This is a genomic window from Exilibacterium tricleocarpae, assembly GCF_007004655.1.
In the GTDB taxonomy this organism is placed as follows: Bacteria; Pseudomonadota; Gammaproteobacteria; order Pseudomonadales; family Cellvibrionaceae; genus Exilibacterium; species Exilibacterium tricleocarpae.
In genome coordinates this window covers 388,090-408,484 of sequence record NZ_ML660087.1, presented here as the reverse complement: position 1 = coordinate 408,484, position 20,395 = coordinate 388,090, and the positions used below count along the sequence as shown (strand labels likewise).

Annotated in this window: 14 protein-coding genes; 7 read left to right on the top strand and 7 right to left on the bottom strand. The window is 57.0% G+C overall.

Annotated elements, in window-relative coordinates; all coding sequences use genetic code 11:
• Window positions 1–35 precede the first annotated feature (35 nt).
• The 5 genes from FKG94_RS01545 to FKG94_RS01525 form a co-directional block, all read right to left on the bottom strand.
• The gene (locus FKG94_RS01545) at window positions 36–3,191 is read right to left on the bottom strand and encodes an efflux RND transporter permease subunit (RefSeq protein WP_142902414.1); all 3,156 of its coding nucleotides are present in this window, start codon (window positions 3,189–3,191) and stop codon (window positions 36–38) included.
• Window positions 3,188–4,558, bottom strand: a complete 1,371-nt coding sequence (locus FKG94_RS01540; RefSeq protein ID WP_142902413.1) for an efflux RND transporter periplasmic adaptor subunit — start codon at window positions 4,556–4,558, stop codon at window positions 3,188–3,190. Before FKG94_RS01540 ends, FKG94_RS01545 begins: the two co-directional genes overlap by 4 nt.
• A complete protein-coding gene (locus tag FKG94_RS01535; protein ID WP_142902412.1) occupies window positions 4,555–5,241 on the bottom strand; it encodes a TetR family transcriptional regulator in 687 nt (228 codons plus the stop codon). Before FKG94_RS01535 ends, FKG94_RS01540 begins: the two co-directional genes overlap by 4 nt.
• A gap of 231 nt (window positions 5,242–5,472) precedes the next feature.
• Complete coding sequence (locus FKG94_RS01530; RefSeq protein WP_218943395.1) at window positions 5,473–6,411, bottom strand: MBL fold metallo-hydrolase; 939 nt, start codon at window positions 6,409–6,411, stop codon at window positions 5,473–5,475.
• 168 nt (window positions 6,412–6,579) lie between these two features.
• Complete coding sequence (locus FKG94_RS01525) at window positions 6,580–7,158, bottom strand: Hsp20/alpha crystallin family protein (RefSeq protein ID WP_142902410.1); 579 nt, start codon at window positions 7,156–7,158, stop codon at window positions 6,580–6,582.
• 514 nt (window positions 7,159–7,672) lie between these two features.
• Between FKG94_RS01525 and FKG94_RS01520 the strand changes: the two genes are divergently transcribed.
• The 4 genes from FKG94_RS01520 to FKG94_RS01505 all read left to right on the top strand — a co-directional run bounded on the left by FKG94_RS01520 (window position 7,673) and on the right by FKG94_RS01505 (window position 13,495).
• Window positions 7,673–8,656, top strand: a complete 984-nt coding sequence (locus FKG94_RS01520; protein ID WP_142902409.1) for an ABC transporter ATP-binding protein — start codon at window positions 7,673–7,675, stop codon at window positions 8,654–8,656.
• Window positions 8,646–11,573 (top strand): Gldg family protein, encoded by a 2,928-nt coding sequence (locus FKG94_RS01515; RefSeq protein WP_142902408.1) that lies wholly within the window; start codon window positions 8,646–8,648, stop codon window positions 11,571–11,573. Before FKG94_RS01520 ends, FKG94_RS01515 begins: the two co-directional genes overlap by 11 nt.
• A gap of 12 nt (window positions 11,574–11,585) precedes the next feature.
• On the top strand, window positions 11,586–12,530 hold the full coding sequence (locus FKG94_RS01510; RefSeq protein ID WP_142902407.1) for a DUF4340 domain-containing protein: 945 nt from the start codon (window positions 11,586–11,588) through the stop codon (window positions 12,528–12,530).
• A 260-nt stretch (window positions 12,531–12,790) separates the two neighbouring features.
• Window positions 12,791–13,495: an OmpW/AlkL family protein gene (locus tag FKG94_RS01505; RefSeq protein WP_142902406.1), complete on the top strand. Its 705-nt coding sequence runs from the start codon at window positions 12,791–12,793 to the stop codon at window positions 13,493–13,495.
• Window positions 13,496–13,571: 76 nt separating this feature from the next.
• Here FKG94_RS01505 and FKG94_RS01500 read toward each other — a convergent pair whose 3' ends face one another.
• Entirely contained in the window at window positions 13,572–16,019 is a 2,448-nt protein-coding gene (locus FKG94_RS01500; RefSeq protein ID WP_179957435.1) for a S41 family peptidase, read from the bottom strand.
• Between the two features lie 553 nt (window positions 16,020–16,572).
• On the bottom strand, window positions 16,573–16,881 hold the full coding sequence (locus FKG94_RS01495; protein ID WP_142902404.1) for a peptidase associated/transthyretin-like domain-containing protein: 309 nt from the start codon (window positions 16,879–16,881) through the stop codon (window positions 16,573–16,575).
• A 1,188-nt stretch (window positions 16,882–18,069) separates the two neighbouring features.
• Between FKG94_RS01495 and FKG94_RS01490 the strand changes: the two genes are divergently transcribed.
• The 3 genes from FKG94_RS01490 to FKG94_RS01480 all read left to right on the top strand — a co-directional run bounded on the left by FKG94_RS01490 (window position 18,070) and on the right by FKG94_RS01480 (window position 20,393).
• Complete coding sequence (locus tag FKG94_RS01490) at window positions 18,070–19,230, top strand: sensor histidine kinase (protein ID WP_142902403.1); 1,161 nt, start codon at window positions 18,070–18,072, stop codon at window positions 19,228–19,230.
• Window positions 19,223–19,849 (top strand): response regulator transcription factor, encoded by a 627-nt coding sequence (locus FKG94_RS01485; protein WP_142902402.1) that lies wholly within the window; start codon window positions 19,223–19,225, stop codon window positions 19,847–19,849. The genes FKG94_RS01490 and FKG94_RS01485 overlap by 8 nt, the downstream gene beginning before the upstream one ends.
• A 142-nt stretch (window positions 19,850–19,991) precedes the next feature.
• Window positions 19,992–20,393 (top strand): response regulator, encoded by a 402-nt coding sequence (locus FKG94_RS01480; protein ID WP_142902401.1) that lies wholly within the window; start codon window positions 19,992–19,994, stop codon window positions 20,391–20,393.
• Window positions 20,394–20,395: the final 2 nt, after the last annotated feature.

Here is a 20,395-nt window from a genome sequence, read left to right as displayed (position 1 = left end):
CCGGGGGAAAATGTCCAAAAAAACGCCAGCGGCGCTCAGGCCGGCGGCGGCGTGGCGAGTTCCCGCCCTGTGACCGTGTCCAATGCAGAATCTGACTCAGGGCCGGTAGCGATCTGCGTAAAACCAAAATCTTCGAGGATGGCATACATCGCCGGCAGCACAATCAAGATCAACAACGTGGAAGTGACAATACCGAAAGCAATGCTGGTCACGAGCGGCACCAAAACCTGGGCCTGCAGGCTGGTTTCAAATAACAGCGGCGAGACACCTGCCACGGTCGTAAACGAGGTCAGGAAAATGGCGCGAAAGCGTTGCTGCGAAGCCAGGCACGCCGCCGCGTGCACCGTCATCCCGGCGCGGGCGTTGCGCTTGACGAATTCCACCAGCAGTATGGAGTCGTTCACCACAATGCCGGCCAGCGAGACAAACCCGATCATGCTCGGCATGGTGAGGTCGAGCCCCATGATCAGGTGTCCCCAGATCACCCCGATAAGCGCCAGCGGAATGGCGAGCATCACGATAATAGGTTCGAGGTAATTCCTGAACTGTAAGCTCAACAACAGAAAGATACCCAGTGCCCCCAGCATAAAGGCAAAGCGCAGCGACTGGCCGGTGACGGCGGCATTTTTCACCTCGCCCTCAAACTCGACGCGTACATCCGGATACCTCTGCAACAACTCGGGCAAATAGTTGACCCGGGTATGGTCGATGACTTCCCCCGTATTGGCGATATCCCCATCCACATCGCCGAACACCGATACCGTGCGCAGATTGTCGACCCGGTGAATACGGGCAAAAGCGCGCGATTCGGTCACCTCGGCAATCGCCGATAGCGGTACCGCCTGGCGGGTCTGCGGGTGGATGATCGCCAGGTAATCAAAATCCGTCAGACTGTCCCTGGAGGCGGCATCCAACTGTACCTCGATTTCGTAATCTTCATCCTCAAACTGTACGTCGTCGACCTTGTGACCCTGATAGGCGCCGCGCAGCTGGGTGGCAATAGTCTCGGCACTGATACCCGTCGCCAGCGTGCCCGGCAACATCCGCACATTGATCTGCGGTTTGCCGGGCCGCAAATCGTCCATGATGTCCACCACGCCGGGGTAGCCGCCAAGCCATTGCTGCAACTCATAGGACGCCTGCGACAACTGCTCGAGATCGCGCCCCGACAGGCGAATATGCAAAGCCCGCCCGGCCGGTCCCAGCACCGGCTGTTTGTACTGGAGATTGATCACCCCGGGCAAATCGCCGACATGTTCACGCCAGATGCGGGCAAGGGTATCGAGACTACTGCGGCGGCTTTCGGCCGCCACCAAATCGACGCTCACCGTCGCCACATGGGCGCCGGCTTCAAAGGCGTCGGCGTTTTGGTTGTAACTGACATTGATATTGCGCAGCAGGCTGCGCCCCTCCACCGCCAGCAAGTCGCCATCTGTTGCCTGCAGCCCCGCGATCACCTCCGCGACCACCGCCTCCGTGCGACTCAGCGCCGTGCCCTGCGGCAAGAGGATACGGGCCTGAATCACATCGCCGTCAAGATCGGGAAAAGCCTTGAATTTCAGGATACCGGTGGGCAGCATGGCCACACTCAACAACAGCACCGCAATGGCGCCACCCACTGCGGCATAACGATACTGCACAGCCAGCTCAACGTAGCGACCCAGCGCCTCGCGCCGACGTTCGAACCAGCGGGTAAACGCCTGCTTCCATTTCGGCATGTCGTCGTCATCACCTGCGCGCTCGAGCGCATGCTTCAGATGGTGGGGCAGAATCAGAAACGCCTCCACCAAACTCACGCTCAACACCGAGATCAAAACGATGGGCAGGACCCGCAACACCTGACCGATATCGCCTTGTAACGTCACCAGTCCGCCGAAAATCAGCAGGGTGGTCACAAAGGAGGACAGCACGCCGCGCGCCACCAGTTTGGTACCGTCCACCACGGCCTGAGCCGGCGCCTTGCCCTTCTGATACTCGCTGGCAATGCTTTCGGAAATAACAATGGCGTCATCCATCAGGATACCGATGGCAATCAGCAACGCCACCAGACTGATCATATTGATGGAGATACCGAGCCAGGTGATCAACAGGAAGCTGCCGAGAAAAGACACGGGCAGTCCCATGGCGACCCAAAAGGTATAGCGCCAACTGAAAAACAGGTACAGTGCCAGGATAACCAGCAATAACCCCTGCCAACTGTTTTTCACAATCAACTGCAGGCGATCCTTGACGATCGACGCCATATCCTGGGTCAGGCTCAGCGCAATGCCCTCGGGCAACACGCGGTTTTCCCGCTCTACAAATTCACTGACCGCATCGAAGACCACCAGACTGTCGTCGATCTTGTTTTTATAAACCTGCAGGATCGCCGCGGCGCGGCCGTTGAAAACGATGCGATCCTCTTCCTCTTCAAAAGCATCGGCGATGGTTGCGATATCCCCCAGCCGCACCTCGGCGCCGTCTTCACCGGCGATCACAATCAGCTCGGCCAGCTGCTGCGGCGTGCGCCTCAGATCGGTAAAGCGAATCTGGTGCACGCCGCGATCGGACTCGATATCGCCGGCAGGCAGGTCGACGGCCTGTCGCGCCACCCGGTCGGCAATATCGACCACACTCAACCCGTATTGCCGCAAATTGTAATCCGGAATCTCAATCTGTAGCTGATGGGTGGAAAAACCGGTGACGGTAACAATGGGAACGTCGGGGTGTTGCAGCAGTCGCTCGCGATAATACTCCGCCAGTCGCTTCAACTCCGCGCGGCCGACATCGGCACTGATGGCCACGCCGATCACCTGATTAGTGCGCCCGAGTTCCTCCACCACCGGAATTTCCGCCGCATCCGGAAACGTATCGATGCCGTCGACCGCCGTATTAATATCGTCGATAAACTGCTGCATATCGCCAAGTTCGAGCATTTTCAGTGTCATAGCGCCGAGGTTGTCCTTGGCCTCACAGCGTCTTTCATCGATAAAGCTGATGCCGTCGGTGGCGTCTTCGAGCGGCTGGCAGATACTCTCCTCCACATCGGCCGCGGCGGCACCCGGATAGACCACCGATACTTTCACTTCGAACGCTTCGATGTCCGGAAACGTCTCGCGTTTCATGGATGGCAGTGTCGCGATACCCGCACACAGAAAAACCACCATCATGATGTTGGCGGCGGTGGGGTGAAGAGCGAAATAGCGGATCACTTGAAGACGCCCCCGCCCGCCGCCAGCAAATCGATTTCCCGCTCCGTTGCCGGCCGGTGACGGGGATTGAGCTTGACGCCGGCCACCGCCGGTACCAGATCGGTCACTATGACCCTTTCGCCGTCCTCGACCCCCGCTTCCACCACTGCCAGTTCACCTTGCAGGAATGCCACCGCGATCGGGCGAATTTCCAGCGTATCGTCGGCGCGGGCGATATAGACCCGGCCCGCATGGATAGCGCGGCGAGGAATAACCTGCCGGGGTTGCGCCGGAGCCTGCAACTCCACTTCCGTATACATGCCTTCCAATAGCGGCGGGCGCTGACCCGGCACAATTTTTTCGTAAGAGTTATCAACTGCAACGACAATCGCTATCGTGCGGCTGTCGGCGTCCAGGGCCTCGCCGATACGCACCGCCCGCCCTTCCCAGACGGCGCTCTGCGGCGCGCCGACCAGGCGCACGGTGACGTCGAGCTGCAAGTGTTCGAGAATATCCGGGGGCGTGCCCCGCACTTCGGCGGCGGCGCCCGGTGCCAGACCCAACACCAGCGCCCGCGCGTGCAGCAACGGCATTTGCGCCTTGATTTCGACCTGGGATATATCGGCGGCCCTGAACAACGCCGTGCCACTGGCGACAAACTCCCCGGCTTCCACATGCACGGCACCGATGCGAGCCGTAAACGGCAATGCGATATCGGTGCGCGCCAGGTTGCGTTGCTGCTCTTCCACCTGCGCCCGGGCGCGGGCGATCTGCGCCTCGATAACCTGGCGGCGGGTGGGAAACAACGCGAGCTGGCTATTCAGATTCTGCACCTCCTGGCGCAGATTCAGCAGGCTCTGCTCCTCGCGATCGGCATCTGACTGCGACACCGACCCCTGCTGCGCCAGGCGCTTGATACGCTGCAGTTCCTGTTCTCCCAGGCCCAGCCGGCGCTGGGAGATCTGCAATGACACTTCGGTATTGCCCTGCTCCACGGCCAGTTCCTCGAGACTGGCCCGATGGGAGGCCAGATCGGCGCTGGCCTGCGCCAGCGCCAGATCGTAGTGGGTGCGATCAATGCTGACCACCAGCGTGCCCTGAGGCAGGGTCGCACCCTGCTTTAATTGTGGGTGCACAAATATCACCTTGCCAGCCACCTCCGTGTTGGCCTCAAGCACGGTGGTGGGGGTGACTGTGCCGTACCCCAGAGCACGGGATTTGTAGGGCAGCGTTCTGGCTTCGATAAACTCCACTGTCCTGGCGACTGTGTTTTGCGCATCGTGATCGACGCCCGGCGTCAACTTCAACAGGGCCACCACCACGAGCACAGCGGTGACGACGATCACCGGCAGGCTCAGACGGCGTTGGAGCAGTGAGCGTAGCATCATCCATCCTCCCGCAGTTGCGGCGCTGCTGCGCAACCGGCAATAAAAAGGGTAAAGGTGTGCCGGACCCAGGGTTCCACATCCATGCGGTAAAGATCAAAGTCGACAGCGTCTTTAAGCATAGGCGCAGCGACAAACGGGAACGCCAGCAGACTGATTAAAGAGGTGCGCGCGTATTCAATATCCAGGTCCTCGCGAAATTCGCCGCATTGAACCAACTCTTCGATCAGGCCGCGGATCATAGCCTCATTTTTTCTGACAATGTTTTGGATAAACAAACGCCGCAGTTTACCTTGCTGCAGTACCACTTGATCGATGATCAGACGCGAGATCCAGGGATGATCGTGATGCAGGCAGACAAAGGTCCTGATCAGCGTTTGCAGTTTCTCCAGTGGTGCCACGGTGGGATCGGCGCCGAGGCGCCCCAGGGTCTGGAACGCCTCATCGCCGATACCGCGCTTCAACACCTGAAAGAATAAATCTTCCTTGCTGCCGAAATAGTAGCTGATCATCGCCGAATTAAGCTTCGCCTCGGCGCCCAGTTCGCGGATAGATATATCCGTATAGCTCTTTGTTTTCAACAACTTAGCGGCAGCTTTCAGGAGCGAGTCGCGGGCTTTTGCCTCCCGCTGCGGGTCTTTCGGCCGCCCCCTGCCCGGCGGCGATTCCGCGGGTGTGGTTGACATAACGGCTCCAATTAGCTAATCGATTGATTAATATAATCGCGCGATTAAACAATTGCAACTGCCCTTCACCCTCTCGTTACCGAAGGCGGCACACTTGTGAGGTGCGGTGAACTGGGAGAATTATTGGTGCGGGCGCCATACAGCCCAGCGGTAGAATCTGATATCAAAGGGAGGGACAGTAACTGAAACCACTGACACAAAGTCAATACCATGATTGCTCAAACCGGCAGCTCAACTGCCACCGCGGGCCAGCCACACCTCGAGCCCCTGGGCGTTGAGCCGCATATCCATATCCAGCAGCCCGGCGTAAAATGCCGGCGCCTGCGTATCGATGAAACCCGCCAGTTGCTGCAGCGTGTACTCACTCAGCGCCTGCCGTATCGCCTCCACCCGGTCCTCGCGCTCCTTGAGTCGCAGCGCTATCAGGCGGTACTGCTCGATCTGTCGGCACAGCAGAGTGGCAGCGCCCTCGATCTCATCGATATTACTGAAGTGGGTAAGGTAAACGGTAGCCGGCTCGTAGCTGAGCAAGAGGTTGACCGATTTGATCAGCGCCTGCGGGTTAAACTGCGTCGGCGTGGTGGTGGGCAGCACGAAATTACCGCTGCCGAAACGCAACTCAGGATAACTGATACCGAAGACATCGCCGCTAAACCAGCCCCGGCTGTGACTGTCCCAGACGCAGAAATGGTGGTTGGCATGTCCGGGGGTATCCCTGATTTCAAGCGCCCTGCCGCCCAGGTTCAAAACCCGCCCGTCCTCGGCCCGAATCACCCGCTCGGCGGCAACCGGCTGGATATCGCCGTAGAGGGACCGGTAAATCTCCTCGCCATAAACAGCGATAGTGCTGGCAATCAGCTTGGCCGGATCGATCAGGTGGCGGGCGCCCTGCGGATGCACAACCAGTTCGGCCTCGGGAAAGGCCGCCATCATGGCGCCGGCCCCGCCGGCGTGATCGAGGTGAACATGGGTGGGAATCACGTAGCGCACCTGCTCGGGCAACATCGACTTGCTCGCCATCAGTTGCTGCAGGTGCGGGAGGCTGTGGGAGGTACCGGTCTCGATAATCGCGATCTCTCCGCGGTGATACAGCAGGTAAAAACAGGCCAGACCGCGGCGCACATAGTCCGCATCGATGCAATAAATACCGCTACCCAGTTCGCTAAACATGACAATCCCCGACATCAGTGAACGGCCGATCAACAACCACGATCGACGCCGCGCCGGGCAGCCCGCAGCCGCTGCCCGCCGGGCACCCGACCCGACTACCCTATATCATAGTGACTGCCGGGGTAAAGGACTGGAGCCGGCGGGCGACCGGAAGCGCCCGCCGCGACCTCAGGGGTTAATGGAAATTTTCTTTACTTCACTGTCGATCACTTCACGCCGCGGAATCACCAGACTCAAGACACCGTTTTTCATCGCCGCCTCGATACCGTCGGCATTGGCATCCTCCGGCAGGGAAAGGGTGCGGCGAAAGGCGCCATAGCTGCGCTCGATGCGGTAAAAATGCTTGTCCTTACTTTCGTTTTCCTCCTGTTTCTGACCTTGAATGGTCAACACATCACCGCGCACCTCAATAGACAGATCGGACTCGGTCATGCCCGGTGCTTCCAGGGTGACGTGGTAACTTTTTTCATCGCTGGCAACATCCAGGCTCGGGCGAAACACCCCCTGCCCTGCCCAGCCGGCAGGCTCACCGGAGCGCGAACCGGCAGACGGAAAACCGAAGCCGCGAAACACCTCGTCGAACAGTCGGTCCATTTGCCGGTGCAGTTGCATAACCGGATGGTCGTGACCGGCGCCCGCCGGGCCGACCTCGCCCGCGGCGCGCTTGACGGGAACCCGACCGGCGTCGGCCGCGGGAGACTCCTCATGTTTAAACCAGTTCCAGGGATTGAGTTTTTGTAGATCCATAGCCTTAACTCCTGTTCAGAATTAAAAGAAAATTGCTAATGAACCGATCGGGAGGCGACGGTCGACCCCATCTGCAGCCGCAGAGCTCGACATCGCCAGAACGGGTAACCGCCAACACCTGGCGTACCCGTTTTTGTAGCAAACTCCGATGTCATAAGGGAAAGTCAGGTCGCCGCCCCACCGTCACCGGGGGGCCGGGCCGCAGCGCTGACAACCGCTACAGCCAAGGCATTGGGGATAAAACCAGGTGGCGTCATATCATACCCTCCGTCAGAAGCAATACGAGATAAAAACCAAAACTTGTCACCGCGTTAATCTGATGGAAACATAACGCGCTTGCTGTGTAGATGGGGGGTACGGAAAGTTTTTCAAGTGATCAAAAATTGAACGCTGCAAATGCGAAACAGTCCCATTGAAATTTTTCCAAATCACCCCATTTACCCGCTAAAATCACCGGTTTGATTCGCAGTGACCATTTCCTTATATAAAGAAGCTTTGACCACAGGAGGAACCCATGCTGGAAGTCAGCGAGCTAACCCGCAGCTACGGCAGTTTCGTGGCGGTGGACAGCGTCAACTTCACCATCGGCCAGGGTGAGATCGTCGGCCTGCTCGGCCACAACGGCGCCGGTAAAACCACCATCATGAAAATGCTCAGCGGCTACCTGGAACCCAACCGCGGCGAGATAAGGATCGACGGCCTCGATCTGGCCGCCGACGCCAAGGTGATCCAACAACGGCTCGGCTACCTGCCGGAAAATCTGCCCGTCTACCCAGAGCTGTCAGTGGCTGACTACCTGGATTATGCAGCCGACCTCAAGGGCTTGAAAAACCCCGCCAAAACCGCGGAAATCCAGCGCGCCGTCAAAGCTACGGAGATCGGTGAAAAACTGCTGTCCCCCATCGCCACGCTCTCGCGCGGGTACAAGCAGCGCGTCGGTGTCGCCCAGGCCATCCTCGGCGACCCCAAGCTGTTGATCCTCGACGAGCCGACCAACGGCCTGGACCCCACCCAGACCGAGCATATGCGCCAGCTCATCCGGGATATCGCCAAACATGCCACGGTCATTCTCTCCACCCATATCATGCAGGAGGTGGACGCCCTTTGTGACCGGGTGCTGATCCTGCGCGGCGGCCGCCTGGCCGTCGATGCCAAACTGGAGACCCTGCGCCACAGCAACCGCCTGCTGCTGGTCACATCGCTCGATACGGCCGCGGCCCAAAGCAAGCTGAGCGCCATTGCGGGCGTAGCGAGCCTGGACCCGCAGCCACAACAGCCAGTCGCGGCTACACCCGCCGCCCACCACTACCGTTTGCAACTGGCCGACGGCAGCCAGGCCGGCACGGTCAGCGCCGCCATCGCCAAGGCTGTTGTCGAAGCCGGTGCCGACCTGTATCAGTTGCAAACCGAACACCGCGATCTGGAGACCCTGTTCCGAGAGGTCAGTGACGCGCCTACCGCTGCCGGACAAAAGGAGGATATCAGCCATGCAGCCTGAGCCCGCGCCAAACTATTCCCTGATTCGGCGTATCGCCGCCAAAGAGGTCACACTGTTTTTCGCCTCGCCGATCGCCTATTTATTTTTGGCGACCTTCGCCGCCGTCACGCTGTTTGTGTTCTTTTGGGGAGAGGCGTTCTTTTCCCGCAATATCGCCGATGTGCGGCCCTTGTTCGAATGGATGCCGGTGCTGCTGATCTTTCTGGCCAGCACCCTCACCATGCGCCTGTGGAGCGAAGAGCGGCGCACGGGCACGCTCGAGCACGTGCTCACCCAACCGGTGCCGCTGTGGCAGTTTGTGGTGGGCAAATTCGCCGGCTGCCTGCTGCTGCTGGCCATCGCGCTGGCGATGACGCTGCCGCTGCCGATTACCGTCGCCCTGATCGGCGAACTGGACTGGGGTCCGGTCTGGGCCGGTTACCTGGCAACCTTTCTGCTCGGCGCCGCCTACCTGAGTATCGGCCTGTTTGTCTCGGCGCGCAGCGATAACCAGATTGTCAGCCTGATCAGCGCCACTGCCGTGTGCGGCATCTTCTACCTGCTCGGCACGCCGACCATTACCAGCTTTTTCGGCAACCAGGCCGGCGAGTGGCTGCGCCTGCTCGGCACCGGCTCGCGCTTCGACGCCATTACCCGCGGCGTTATCGATCTGCGCGACCTGTACTACTATCTCAGCATTATCGCCGTCTTTCTCGCCCTCAACACCTTTGTGCTGGAGCGCGAGCGCTGGGCCACCGGGCAACGCACCCCCCACCACCAGAAATGGCGCACCCTTACCGCGCTGTTGCTGGCCAATGCGCTGGGCGCCAATCTGTGGCTGGGCCAGATCACCGCGCTGCGGGTCGACGCCACCGCCGGCAATCAGTATTCCATCTCTGACGCCACCCATGGTTACCTGCAACAACTGCAGGAGCCGCTGCTGTTGCGCGGCTATTTCAGCGGCAAAACCCACCCGCTGCTGGCGCCGCTGGTGCCGCAGTTGCGGGACCTGATTCAAGAGTATGAAATCGCCGGTCGCGGCCGGGTGCGGGTGGAATTTATCGACCCCGCCGCCAATCCTGAACTGGAGGAGGAAGCCAATCAGAAGTTCGGTATCCAGCCGGTGCCCTTCCAGGTCGCGGACCGCTATCAGTCCGCCATTGTCAGCTCTTACTTCAATGTGCTGGTGCAGTACGGTGACGAACATCAAGTGCTCGGCTTCCAGGACCTGATTGAGGTCAAGGCGCGCGCTGAAGCCGATATCGACGTGCAACTGCGCAACCCCGAACACGACCTGACCCGCGCCATTAAAAAAGTGCTGCAAACCTACCAGGCCGGCGGCAACCTGTTCGACACTGTACAGGGCGAGCTGGTATTCAACGCCTATGTATCACCGGCGGCGGCGCTGCCGGAGCAGTTGGTGGAATTCCAACAGATTGTCAGCCGCATTATCGGGGAAATGGAAGAGAACGCCCGCGGGCGCCTGACCACCCACTTTATCGATCCGGACGCCAACGGCGGCAGTGTCGGCCAGCAGATCGCCGCCGACTACGGCTTTCGCCCCATGGCCACCAGCCTGTTCAGCAACGAGAGCTTCTATTTTTATCTCACGCTGGCCCAGGGTGATCAGGTGGTGCAGATACCGCTGGACGATCTGACCGAGGGCAGTTTTGAGCGCAACCTGGAAGCCGCTGTCAAGCGCTTTGCCACCGGCTTTACCAAAACCGTGGCCCTGGTGGTGCCGGCCCCCGCTCCGAGCTATCCGCAGTACGGCATGGGCGGCGGAGCGGGCCCCCGTTTCAATCAGTTGGAGAGTTTTCTCAGCGCCGACCTCAATGTGCAGCGTGAAGACCTGAGCGACGGGCAGGTGTCCGGTGCGGCCGATATCCTGTTACTGGCCTCGCCCAAAGACCTGGACGAAAAACAACTGTTCGCCGTCGACCAGTTTCTGATGCAGGGCGGTACCGTGATCGCCGCCACCTCGCCCTACGGCGCCAGCTTCAGCAGCCGCAGCCTGACGCTGCAGCGCCACAACAGCGGCCTGGCGCAGTGGCTCGCCCACCACGGCCTGAGTGTCGACGAGCAGGTGGTGCTGGACCCGCAAAGCGCCGCCTTTCCGGTGCCGGTCACCCGCAATGTCGGCGGTTTCCAGTTGCAGGAGATGCGTATGCTCGACTATCCCTACTTCGTCGATATCCGCAGCGCCGGCCTGAATCGGGATAATGCCATCACCGCGGACTTGCCGCAGGTAACGCTGGCCTGGGCCTCCCCCATCAGCATCGATAGCGAAAAACAGGGAGCCCGGCAGGTCACTGAACTGTTTCGCAGTTCCGATGACGCCTGGCTGTCGGCTTCCACCGACATCATGCCCCAGTTGGAAGGCAGTGGGTTGAGCGCCTTTGCACCGCAGGGCGAGCGCGGTTCACACCTGCTGGGTGTTGTCAGTGCCGGGCGCTTCGAATCCTATTTTGCCGGTAAACCCTCACCGCTGCTGGCCTCGGAACCCGAGGCAGACGCCGCCGGAGAGGGTGATGAGGCTGCACCGGAGGGCGAGACCGACGGCAGCGCGCAGAGTACTATCTCCGGTGTCATAGATCGCTCCCCGGAGTCCGCCCGCATCATTCTGTTCGGTTCCAACGATTTTCTGCGCGATCAGATTATTCAAATGACCGGCTCGGCCGGCGGCAGCCAGTACCTGAACACGCTGCAGTTGGTCGCCAATACCGTGGACTGGTCACTGGAGGATGCGGGACTGCTGAGCATCCGTTCGCGAGGTCACTTCAATCGCACCCTGCCGCCGATGGAGCAAAATACCCAAATGTTCTGGGAGTATTTGAATTACGCCCTGGCGGCTCTGGCGCTGGGCCTGGTGGCACTGGTTCAACACCGGCGCAAAAAATCCATCGAACGTAACTACCTACAGTTACTGGCAAATTAACGGAGGCCAGCGATGACAAAATTACAATCCCGCCTCGGCGGTCTGCTGGTGTTGCAACTGGTTCTGGCGGCCGGTTTGTTTTGGAACAGCCAGCAACAGCAGCAACACGATCTGCAACAGCCACTGCTCGGCTTTGAAAAAAGCCAGGTGGACCGCATTGAGATCAGTGACGGCGATGCCGCTGTGACGCTGCGTAAAGCGGGCGATCAGTGGCAACTGCCAGACCTGCATCAATTGCCCATCGACGACAACAAACTCGATGATATCTTGACCAAACTCGCCGCCTTGAACAGTGGCTGGCCGGTGGCCACCACCGCCTCCGGTCGCGAGCGCTTCGAGGTGGCGGAGGATAACTTCCAACGCCACCTGCGGCTCTATCAGGGCGAGGCGGCAGTGGCGAGTCTGTATGTCGGCACCTCGCCCGGTTTTCGCAAAGTGCACGTCAGGCGCGGGCAGGAGGACGCCATTTTTGCGGTCGAACTCAACAGCTACGAGTTACCGGCCGCCGGCAGCGACTGGCTCGATAAAACCCTGCTGGGTGCCGGCGCAGTCACCAGCATCAAGGGGCCGGATTATGCGCTGAACAAAACCGACAGTGGCTGGACGTTCGTCGAAACCGCGCCCCTGGCCGCCGGCGACGCGCCCAAACTGAATATAGAAAAGGCGGAGCAACTGGCGGCCGCGATGGCCGATCTCAAAGTGCAGGCGGTGGTCGAGGCCGAACCCGCAGGTGACGCCATTGCCCTGGAGGTAACCGGCAATAACGGTAACTGGACCTACCGGTTTATACAGGCGGACGATAATTATTACGTGGGTCGCAGCGACAAGGATATGCTGTTCAGCATCAGCAAAATCGACTACGAGAACATTACCACAGTCGGTATGCCGCAACTTGCCCTGGAGACACAGAGCACCGAAGGCGAAGCTGACGCGGACGATACCGCTTCCAGCAGCTAAACCGCAACGGCGGCGGGGCTCCGATGTCCCGCCGTCGCACCGGGCGGGTTCTCCGACTTGTTGCCCGGCCTGCCAACTACATCCGGCTTCTCCACCGACCTCTCTACCGACCGCCGGCCCGGTTGTCCGCTTTCTTTTAGCTATCCTGTTATATCGCTGGCAGGGTTGGATACATGCGCCACTCAATGCGGTATCTCACCCGGCTTTTGACAACGGCATCCGTTCGATGCCCGGCGGTATTCTCATTAAAAGGAAAATGTATGAAAGCACATCTCAGCAAACCCGGCCTGGTCCTTGCTGCCGCACTCGCCACCGCCGCCCTGCCGGCGGGCGCCTACGAACCCGGGGAGTGGATATTGCGCGCCGGGGCGACCACGGTAGCGCCCGATGAAAGCAGCAGCAACGTCGCCATAGACGGCGACACGCTCAGCCTCGACGGCGGCACCTCGCAACTGGAGGTTGACGACAATACGCAACTGGGCTTAACCGCCACTTATATGCTGGATGCCAACTGGGGTATCGAAGTGCTTGCCGCTACTCCATTTACCCACACGGTATCGGGGGCCGGCGAACTGGCGGGGCTCGATATCGCCGAGGTCACCCACCTGCCACCGACGGTCAGTGCCGTCTATCATTTCAGTGCGGTGGAAGGCTTTACACCCTACGTCGGTGCCGGTCTGAATTACACCCTGTTTTTCAGCGAGGACCTTACCGGGAGCGCCGATACGGCCTTGTCCGGACTCGGTCTGACGGGAGGAGATGTGGAAGCGGACAGCTCTTTCGGCTTCGCTTTACAAGTGGGGGCGGATTATCAACTCGACGACACTTGGTTTATCAACGCCTCTATCCGCTGGATAGATATCGATACCACCGCCAAGATCAGCTTCGATAACGGCAGTGATATCGATGCCGATCTCGAAATAGATCCGCTCGTTTACAGTGTGCTTGTCGGCCGCCGGTTTTAAGACGGCGGTGACATTTACCCCTTCACCCGCAACGGTGAAGGGGTAACGGCCGGGAGAAAGCTACCGGCCAGAAAGGTTAACGAATCGAGACACGCTGTAACCTGACGCCGGGTGCAACGGTATTGGTGTCACTGGTAAACCGGAAGTGCACCATCACATTGTCCTGTCCTGCAAACGCGCTCAGATCAAACTCGTAGGTCGTCAACGGCGCGCCGCCGCTTTGCAACAACAGTGACACGCGGTTCTCCTGGTCGTCGGTCACAAAGACCTCGATAAAGTCGAAGCCGGGTTCCGTATCAAACTCCATATCGAACGACAACTGGGCTGTTGCGACGCCGGTCAAATCCAAGAATAACAACGCATCGGTATCGAGGTTGTCCGCATAGGTGGGGTTGTAACCGATCTGCAGGTTCGGCGTCACCAGGTTCCAGCCGTCTTCCGGCGGGTTCTGGTTCAGGATATTGAAAGGCGCCGTCCCCGTCGCCGTGGCAAAATCGATCTCAAACCCGCCGGCATCAACAGTCACTTTATCTTCCAGGAAAATCACCTGGCGTTTCAGGTTCCAAAGTCTGCGCTGGTGGTCGTCTATTCCTTCAAACACCACCGAGTTAACCACACCACCAGGCAGGTCCGCCGGTAAGATAAAATCGAACGCTTCCTCCTGCCCACCGGCAAATACCGGTACCTGCTCGAACAGCTCGCCGTTGATCACGACATTGATATACTCAGTATTTTTGACAAAGAAGCTATAACTGTCGCCCCTGCTGAGAAAGAGCTGGCGGCTGTTTTGCAGGGTTCTCACCGAGGCCTGATAGCGATCCGCGCGGGCCCGCCAGGCAAGGCTGCGGGTGATTCTGCGCATCTGCGTCTCGCCACCGCTGACAATGTCATTCAACGTCTGGCTGACATCGATATTGGCGGAGCAGCCGAAGTCCTCGATGATTTTGCCCGCGCTTTTGCCAAATCTCACCGACTGTCTCCAGGACACCCGCATAGCGTGGTCACCGGGCAGCGCTTCAAAGACCGACGGCAAGACAAAATTAAACAGATTGTGCGTAATCACATTGGCGCCGCCGGCACCGGTACGCGGGTCTTCACCGTAAACCAGCGCGGCAATATTGTCCTGCATGCCGCAGGTGAACAGATCCGTGGCGGAATAACTTCTGGCATTGGCCAGCACCGCGACGGGTTTGTAGTACACCTGCCCCAGCTCGTTGGCCTGGTCATCGAAGGTGAAGGGGGCCAGTTCCGTATAGATATTACCGGTGCCCTCGGCCTCGTTGATCACCTCGGTCCATTGCGGATTGGAGAAGGCGCCAAAAATAGAGTCATTGAAAATCTGTCGGTTGAGATCGGTATTCAACAACCGGGCTTTAATCACCTGGGCGTCATCGCGCATAAATAGCTGCGACATTTTATCGGCCAGAATAATCGAACCGCCGCCATTATTGCGCACATCGAAAATCAACCCGGTGGTGTCCTGGAACTCGGCATTGACAATGCGCCTGATCTCTTCCAGGGTAGCGTCGTCACCGGTTGCCGGCACAAAACTGCTGAGGTTGAAGTAACCGAACTTGCCAAAGCCGTTTTCGATCACGCCCCAGGTCAGCGTCGGTTCGTTGCTGGGATTGCTGGGATAGGCACTGCGGGGCTCAAGGCCGTTTTGTACGACAAAATCGTTGTACATCTGCTGCCACAAATCCACACCCTGAGTCAGATCTTCGGGGGTCAGCTTGCGCGGTGCGGGTTCCACCAGCGAGCGGCGCGCCGCGGCCGCTTCCCGCCACTCGGCGATCCAGGGCAAGGTAATGGAGTAGAGACTGCCCCACAGATCGCGACCGTTCTTAGATGAGATAAGCCACAGTTTTATCTCATTTTCATCCGGCACCAGATGCAGGTTGTGGGGCACAAAGGTCATCTGGCCCAAGGCCCGGCTGAAGCCACCGAAACGGTTGGCGCCCTGGGCGGTGGCCAATTGCTTGCGCACTGCGCGCCTTATCGACATACCGTTGTAGCCGATGATGCGATCGCCAATTTCCGGCACCCGCTGTCCCGGCGCAAACTGCTCAAACAACGCCTGATTTACCGAGTTGACCCTGACCTCGAAAAAGTTGAATTTACCGGCCGTCCGCGTAAACGTCAGCGGCAAAAAACTGCGGAAATTCGCGTGGGGAGAGGGGAAAATATAGTTGAGGTGTAAATCCCGCTGCGCGACAAACTCTCGATAAATGGCCTCTTCCATTTCAGCCGTCGTCAAACTATCGATATTATTAACGATCTGTTCTATAGCGGGTACGGGGTCGGTCAATCCGGGATAAAACGCCAGCTTGTCGAACCGGTGTACATAGAGGTCTCTCAAAAACAGTTGCGCCTGCTCGGCCATAACGCGTTTTTCCGCGAGAGACAGTTCAGGAAAAACAATGTTTTCACGCACAGACTCGAGGGTTTCCTGCCGCACCACCTGCGCTGACGCAACAGCGGAAACCAGTAAAAAAAATATTGTTATAAGTAGTGGTTTACTCATGTTTATCATTTTTTCCACTCCATCGGGTTAAATATAAGAAAGAATAAAAGGAGAAATGACCCGGCACCGGAAAAAGCGCCGGGACAGTTAGATAGACGAAGAACGTTTGCCTTACCTCAGATCGCGGTAGCAGGCAGTATCGGTTCGGTTGCGGCATCGCTAAATACCGGGAGCAGGTACAGAGATATAGGCGCCTTATCAGTCATTTTGACGCGTGATATATCTCTAGCGCCGGGCAAAATCGGTGGCTGCCCGTTTTAAGAGCATCGAGTCTGTGTCACTTAAAAACACCAACAACAATACCTGCCGCAAGCCAATGACCGCCCCCATCAACGGGTCATTATCTTTGACCGGCGTGCAGGATTAGTCCATATCGATGGGCCGCCCGGGATTGGCCCGGAACAGATCGTTATCTACCCGTTGCACGATAACCTCGCAAGACATCTCAGAGACAGGCCCTCGCCGGCGGCTTGGTGACGACCGCCGGCGTGACAGTGTTGGACAAAGGGATGAATTGAACCCTTTCCCCTAAATCTGCAGCCCATTGGCGGTGCTATTTCTTTAAAGATTTTTTCAGCACTATATTGTACGAGAGTATTCTCTCACTCTTTTCTGTGTGACCATTATGCGAAGCTATCATCATTGCCCGCTCTTCGGCGCTCTTGCTTTGCAGAAGGCGGTCTTTCTCGTTGAGTTTTACATCGGGGAAGTACATTTGAGTAACCAGTTCGATACAACCCCGTGGACCCTCTATCTCTGCCGGGGTGGGGGCCTCAGCCTGTAAAGCATCCCGACCATAGGCGACAGAGGCAGCACCAAGCACTGCCCCCATCCCTAAGAATTTTCTACGGTCTATAGACATTACGCACTCTCCAGTCTCGTTAAAAGTTCTGTACCCCGGCGGACTTTTATATCTGCACTTATACAACGGGAACGGAATGCCCCCAGGTGGATAAAGGGAGAGAACTCCTTGCCCGTCTTACCGCTGTACACAAACAGATGCCAGCGGAGAAAACAACCTACATAGTCCATACTTTTCTCCCGGCGCTCGTCTCTTTTGCAGCCCAATTCGTCGGCTATGAGGCAAGCTGCCCCTCCGCATAGAATGAAAGAGAAAAATACCAATAGCAATAGCCGCAACACAAAAGATAATACAGATGCCAGCGAATTTACGCATGTTGTCTGTACAACTCCTGTCCGCCAGATTGAAGGGGGATTGCCCGCGGGAGCCTGTGTGCTGCGTTAACTGCAAACAGGTTGCCTGCGCTTGAATATTGGCCCTTGGTCCAATACTGGTCACCTAACGAAAAAGGTACTCTTATGCATACTAAATACCGGTGTCACTACAGCGATGGGCGGTGGTGGCTGTGGAAGATATACACTCACAAGGATGTTTCTGTTCAAACAGCGACTCTCAACAGACCGGGAGGGAAGCGGCAGACAACAGACGCTTTTCCAAACCAATGCAGACAGAAAAATCTGTCTGCTATTGGCGACACTCAACTAACCAAAGAGAGTAGGCCCCGCAAACCGAACGGCTGGGTTAGCGGCAGTGCTCTGCTGGCATAAATTTCCACGCTTGCAAAGCGAAAGGCAAATTGACAAATTGAGGACAGTCACTACTGGCAGTCGCTTCTGGTGCCCGCTTTCGTTTCAGGCGTCTAAAGCGAGCGCCACTGAAGGCGGGCCCCCTTTTTCCCGCTGATCACGACCACACGACTATGGTATTGCAGGGCGGTTGGGCTACTTGAAATCACCCGACGAGCTTCCATTGACAGCAAGTCCTGATAAAAACCCATTTCCACACCCATATAACAAACCTGACAGTTTAAACCCGTTTTCCAACTGTTTTATTATTTGATGCGCGTCAATAAGATCATCCGAGCAAAACGCAATGATAAACAGGCTGAGATGATAGATGGCTCTTTGTGCAGACCGATTAGGGTTTTAGCGGCGTTGCCGTTGAGCACAACACGCAAATCAGTGTGCTTTTTGTGGGGTTACTTCACGAATATTGTAAAAAGCTGTAGTCAGAAAGGAGTAAAAAGGGGTGGCGGAAACGAATCAACGCTGCGGCCTGTCGCCAGGCTATCAGTCAGTACCAACACAGCTCGATGTTATCGATGTGATGCTTAACGGCGTTATTTTGCTAGATATCCGCCTCACCGGCGAGCCTATTGTCTATGTCAATCAACGGTTCTGCGAGCTAACCGGTTATGGTCCGGAGCAAGTATTGGGACGCAACCCAAAGCTCCTGCATGGCGCCGATACCGACTCCGATACCATTGCCCGAATCAACACGGCAGTTGCGAAAAGCAGCGAGATCACGTGTGAAATTCTCTACTACAAAAGCGACCGAACGCCCTTCTGGAGCCTTATGCAACTGTCTCCGGTCGTCGCGCGGGATGGGAAGGTCAGCCACTATGTTGTCGTATTAGTCGACATCACTCACCAGAAACGCACAGAAACGGAGATGGCTGCGCTGCGCAGCGATCTCGCTCATCTTTCCCGGGTGACCATGGCTAATGAGCTGTCCGGCACACTGGCGCATCAAATCAACCAACCACTGGCAGCCATCCTCGCCAACGCCCAAGCGGCCAGAACACTACTGAAAGCAAATCCGATTGATTTGACCCAGTTCGGTGAAATCATCCAGGACATCATTACCGACAACAAAATTGCCAGCTCGGTGGTACAGCGCCTGCGGACCTTTATTAGAAAGGGCAAGTCAGCGACTGAACTATTGAAAATAGATCAACTGGTCACTGAAATCATCGAATTCACTCGCGAAAACCTAACAGCAAACCACCTGCAGCTGCATATCGACCTGGCAGACAATCTCCCCAGCATCCGCGGAGACAAGGTACAACTCCAGCAGGTTGTACTCAACCTGATCAACAATGCCTGTGAAGCGATGGAAAACACCCCGCTCGAAGACCGACTCTTACACATTAACGCCTTCCTGAGCGACAGCGGCCGGGTTGCTGTGAGAATATCGGATAATGGCGAGGGCATTCTACCGGAAGATGAGGCTAAAATATTTCAAGCTTTCTTCACCACTAAAAACCGAGGTCTGGGGCTGGGTTTATCAATCTGTAGATCGATTATAGAAAAACACGGTGGAAGACTTTTTTTTGATCGCAAACCCAACGGTGGTTGTGTCTTTGGGTTTGACCTACCGGTTATGGGTCTGGAGATTCACAATGAATGAGAAAATTGCTGTTATCGACGACAACTATTCAATCTGTAAAGCATTAGCACGTTTATTGAACGGTCATGGTTACAATGTTGAGATCTACACCAGTGCGCCGGAATTTCTGTTACATGCCAGGGATACCGAATTGGGCTGTGTCATTCTCGATATCAATATGCCGAATATGAGCGGTTTACAACTGCAGGAAATACTCATTGACAGAAAGTATGACTACCCCATAGTATTCATCTCCGGCTGCGGAGATATACCGAGTTCGGTAACGGCCATCAAGAAGGGAGCCGTCAATTTTTTGCAAAAGCCTGTCGTGGAACAGGACCTGCTACAGTCGATCTGCGAAGCCATCGCACTGCACCGCAAGCACCAGGATCAGAAAAGAGACTATCTACTGACAGAGCAAGCTGTTGAAACCCTAACCGCAAGAGAAATGGAAATATTCAGATACATTATCACTGGCAAGCTCAATAAGCAGATAGCCTACTATCTGCGCATTACGGAGAAAACCGTCAAAGTGCATCGAGCCCGCGTCAAGCAAAAACTGCATGTCAAATCAATCGTGGACCTGGTGAGAATTGCTGACAAAGTAGGCATAAAGCCAATATCTCTGGCCGAATCATAATAGCTGGAGAAGCTACACATCGCTATTGCCCCAAAGCCCCATTTTTCTATTGGCAGGAGTTCACTATGCTCTGATTTTGTGGGGAAAACCCGGCCGCCTGAGCCCTGGACCTGCAGCTTTTATCAGCAGAGACAAAGACACCGTGATCTATATCCTCGACGATGACAAATCTGTATGTAACGCCATGAGGCGGCTTATACAGGCCAATGGTCTCGAAGCAGAAACCTACCACAAAGCTGAAGACGTGCTCACACAAGCCGCATTTGCACCCGGCGACGCCCTGCTAGCCGACGTTACGATGTCGGGTATGGGAGGCATAGAACTGAAACGTGTTCTCAATGGCTGCGGTATTGAGGTTCCGGTCATTTTTATCACCGCTGACGACAGTGAAAGCCGCCGGGAGGAATCGCGTCAGGTCGGCGCTGCAGGATATTTCCGTAAACCTATTGATGATATGGCACTGCTCGACGCGATAAAGTTTGCGATTGGGAAAGCAGTGCAGCAGGAGGTAACAGGTACCCGAGTAATACCACCGGCCCATTAGTC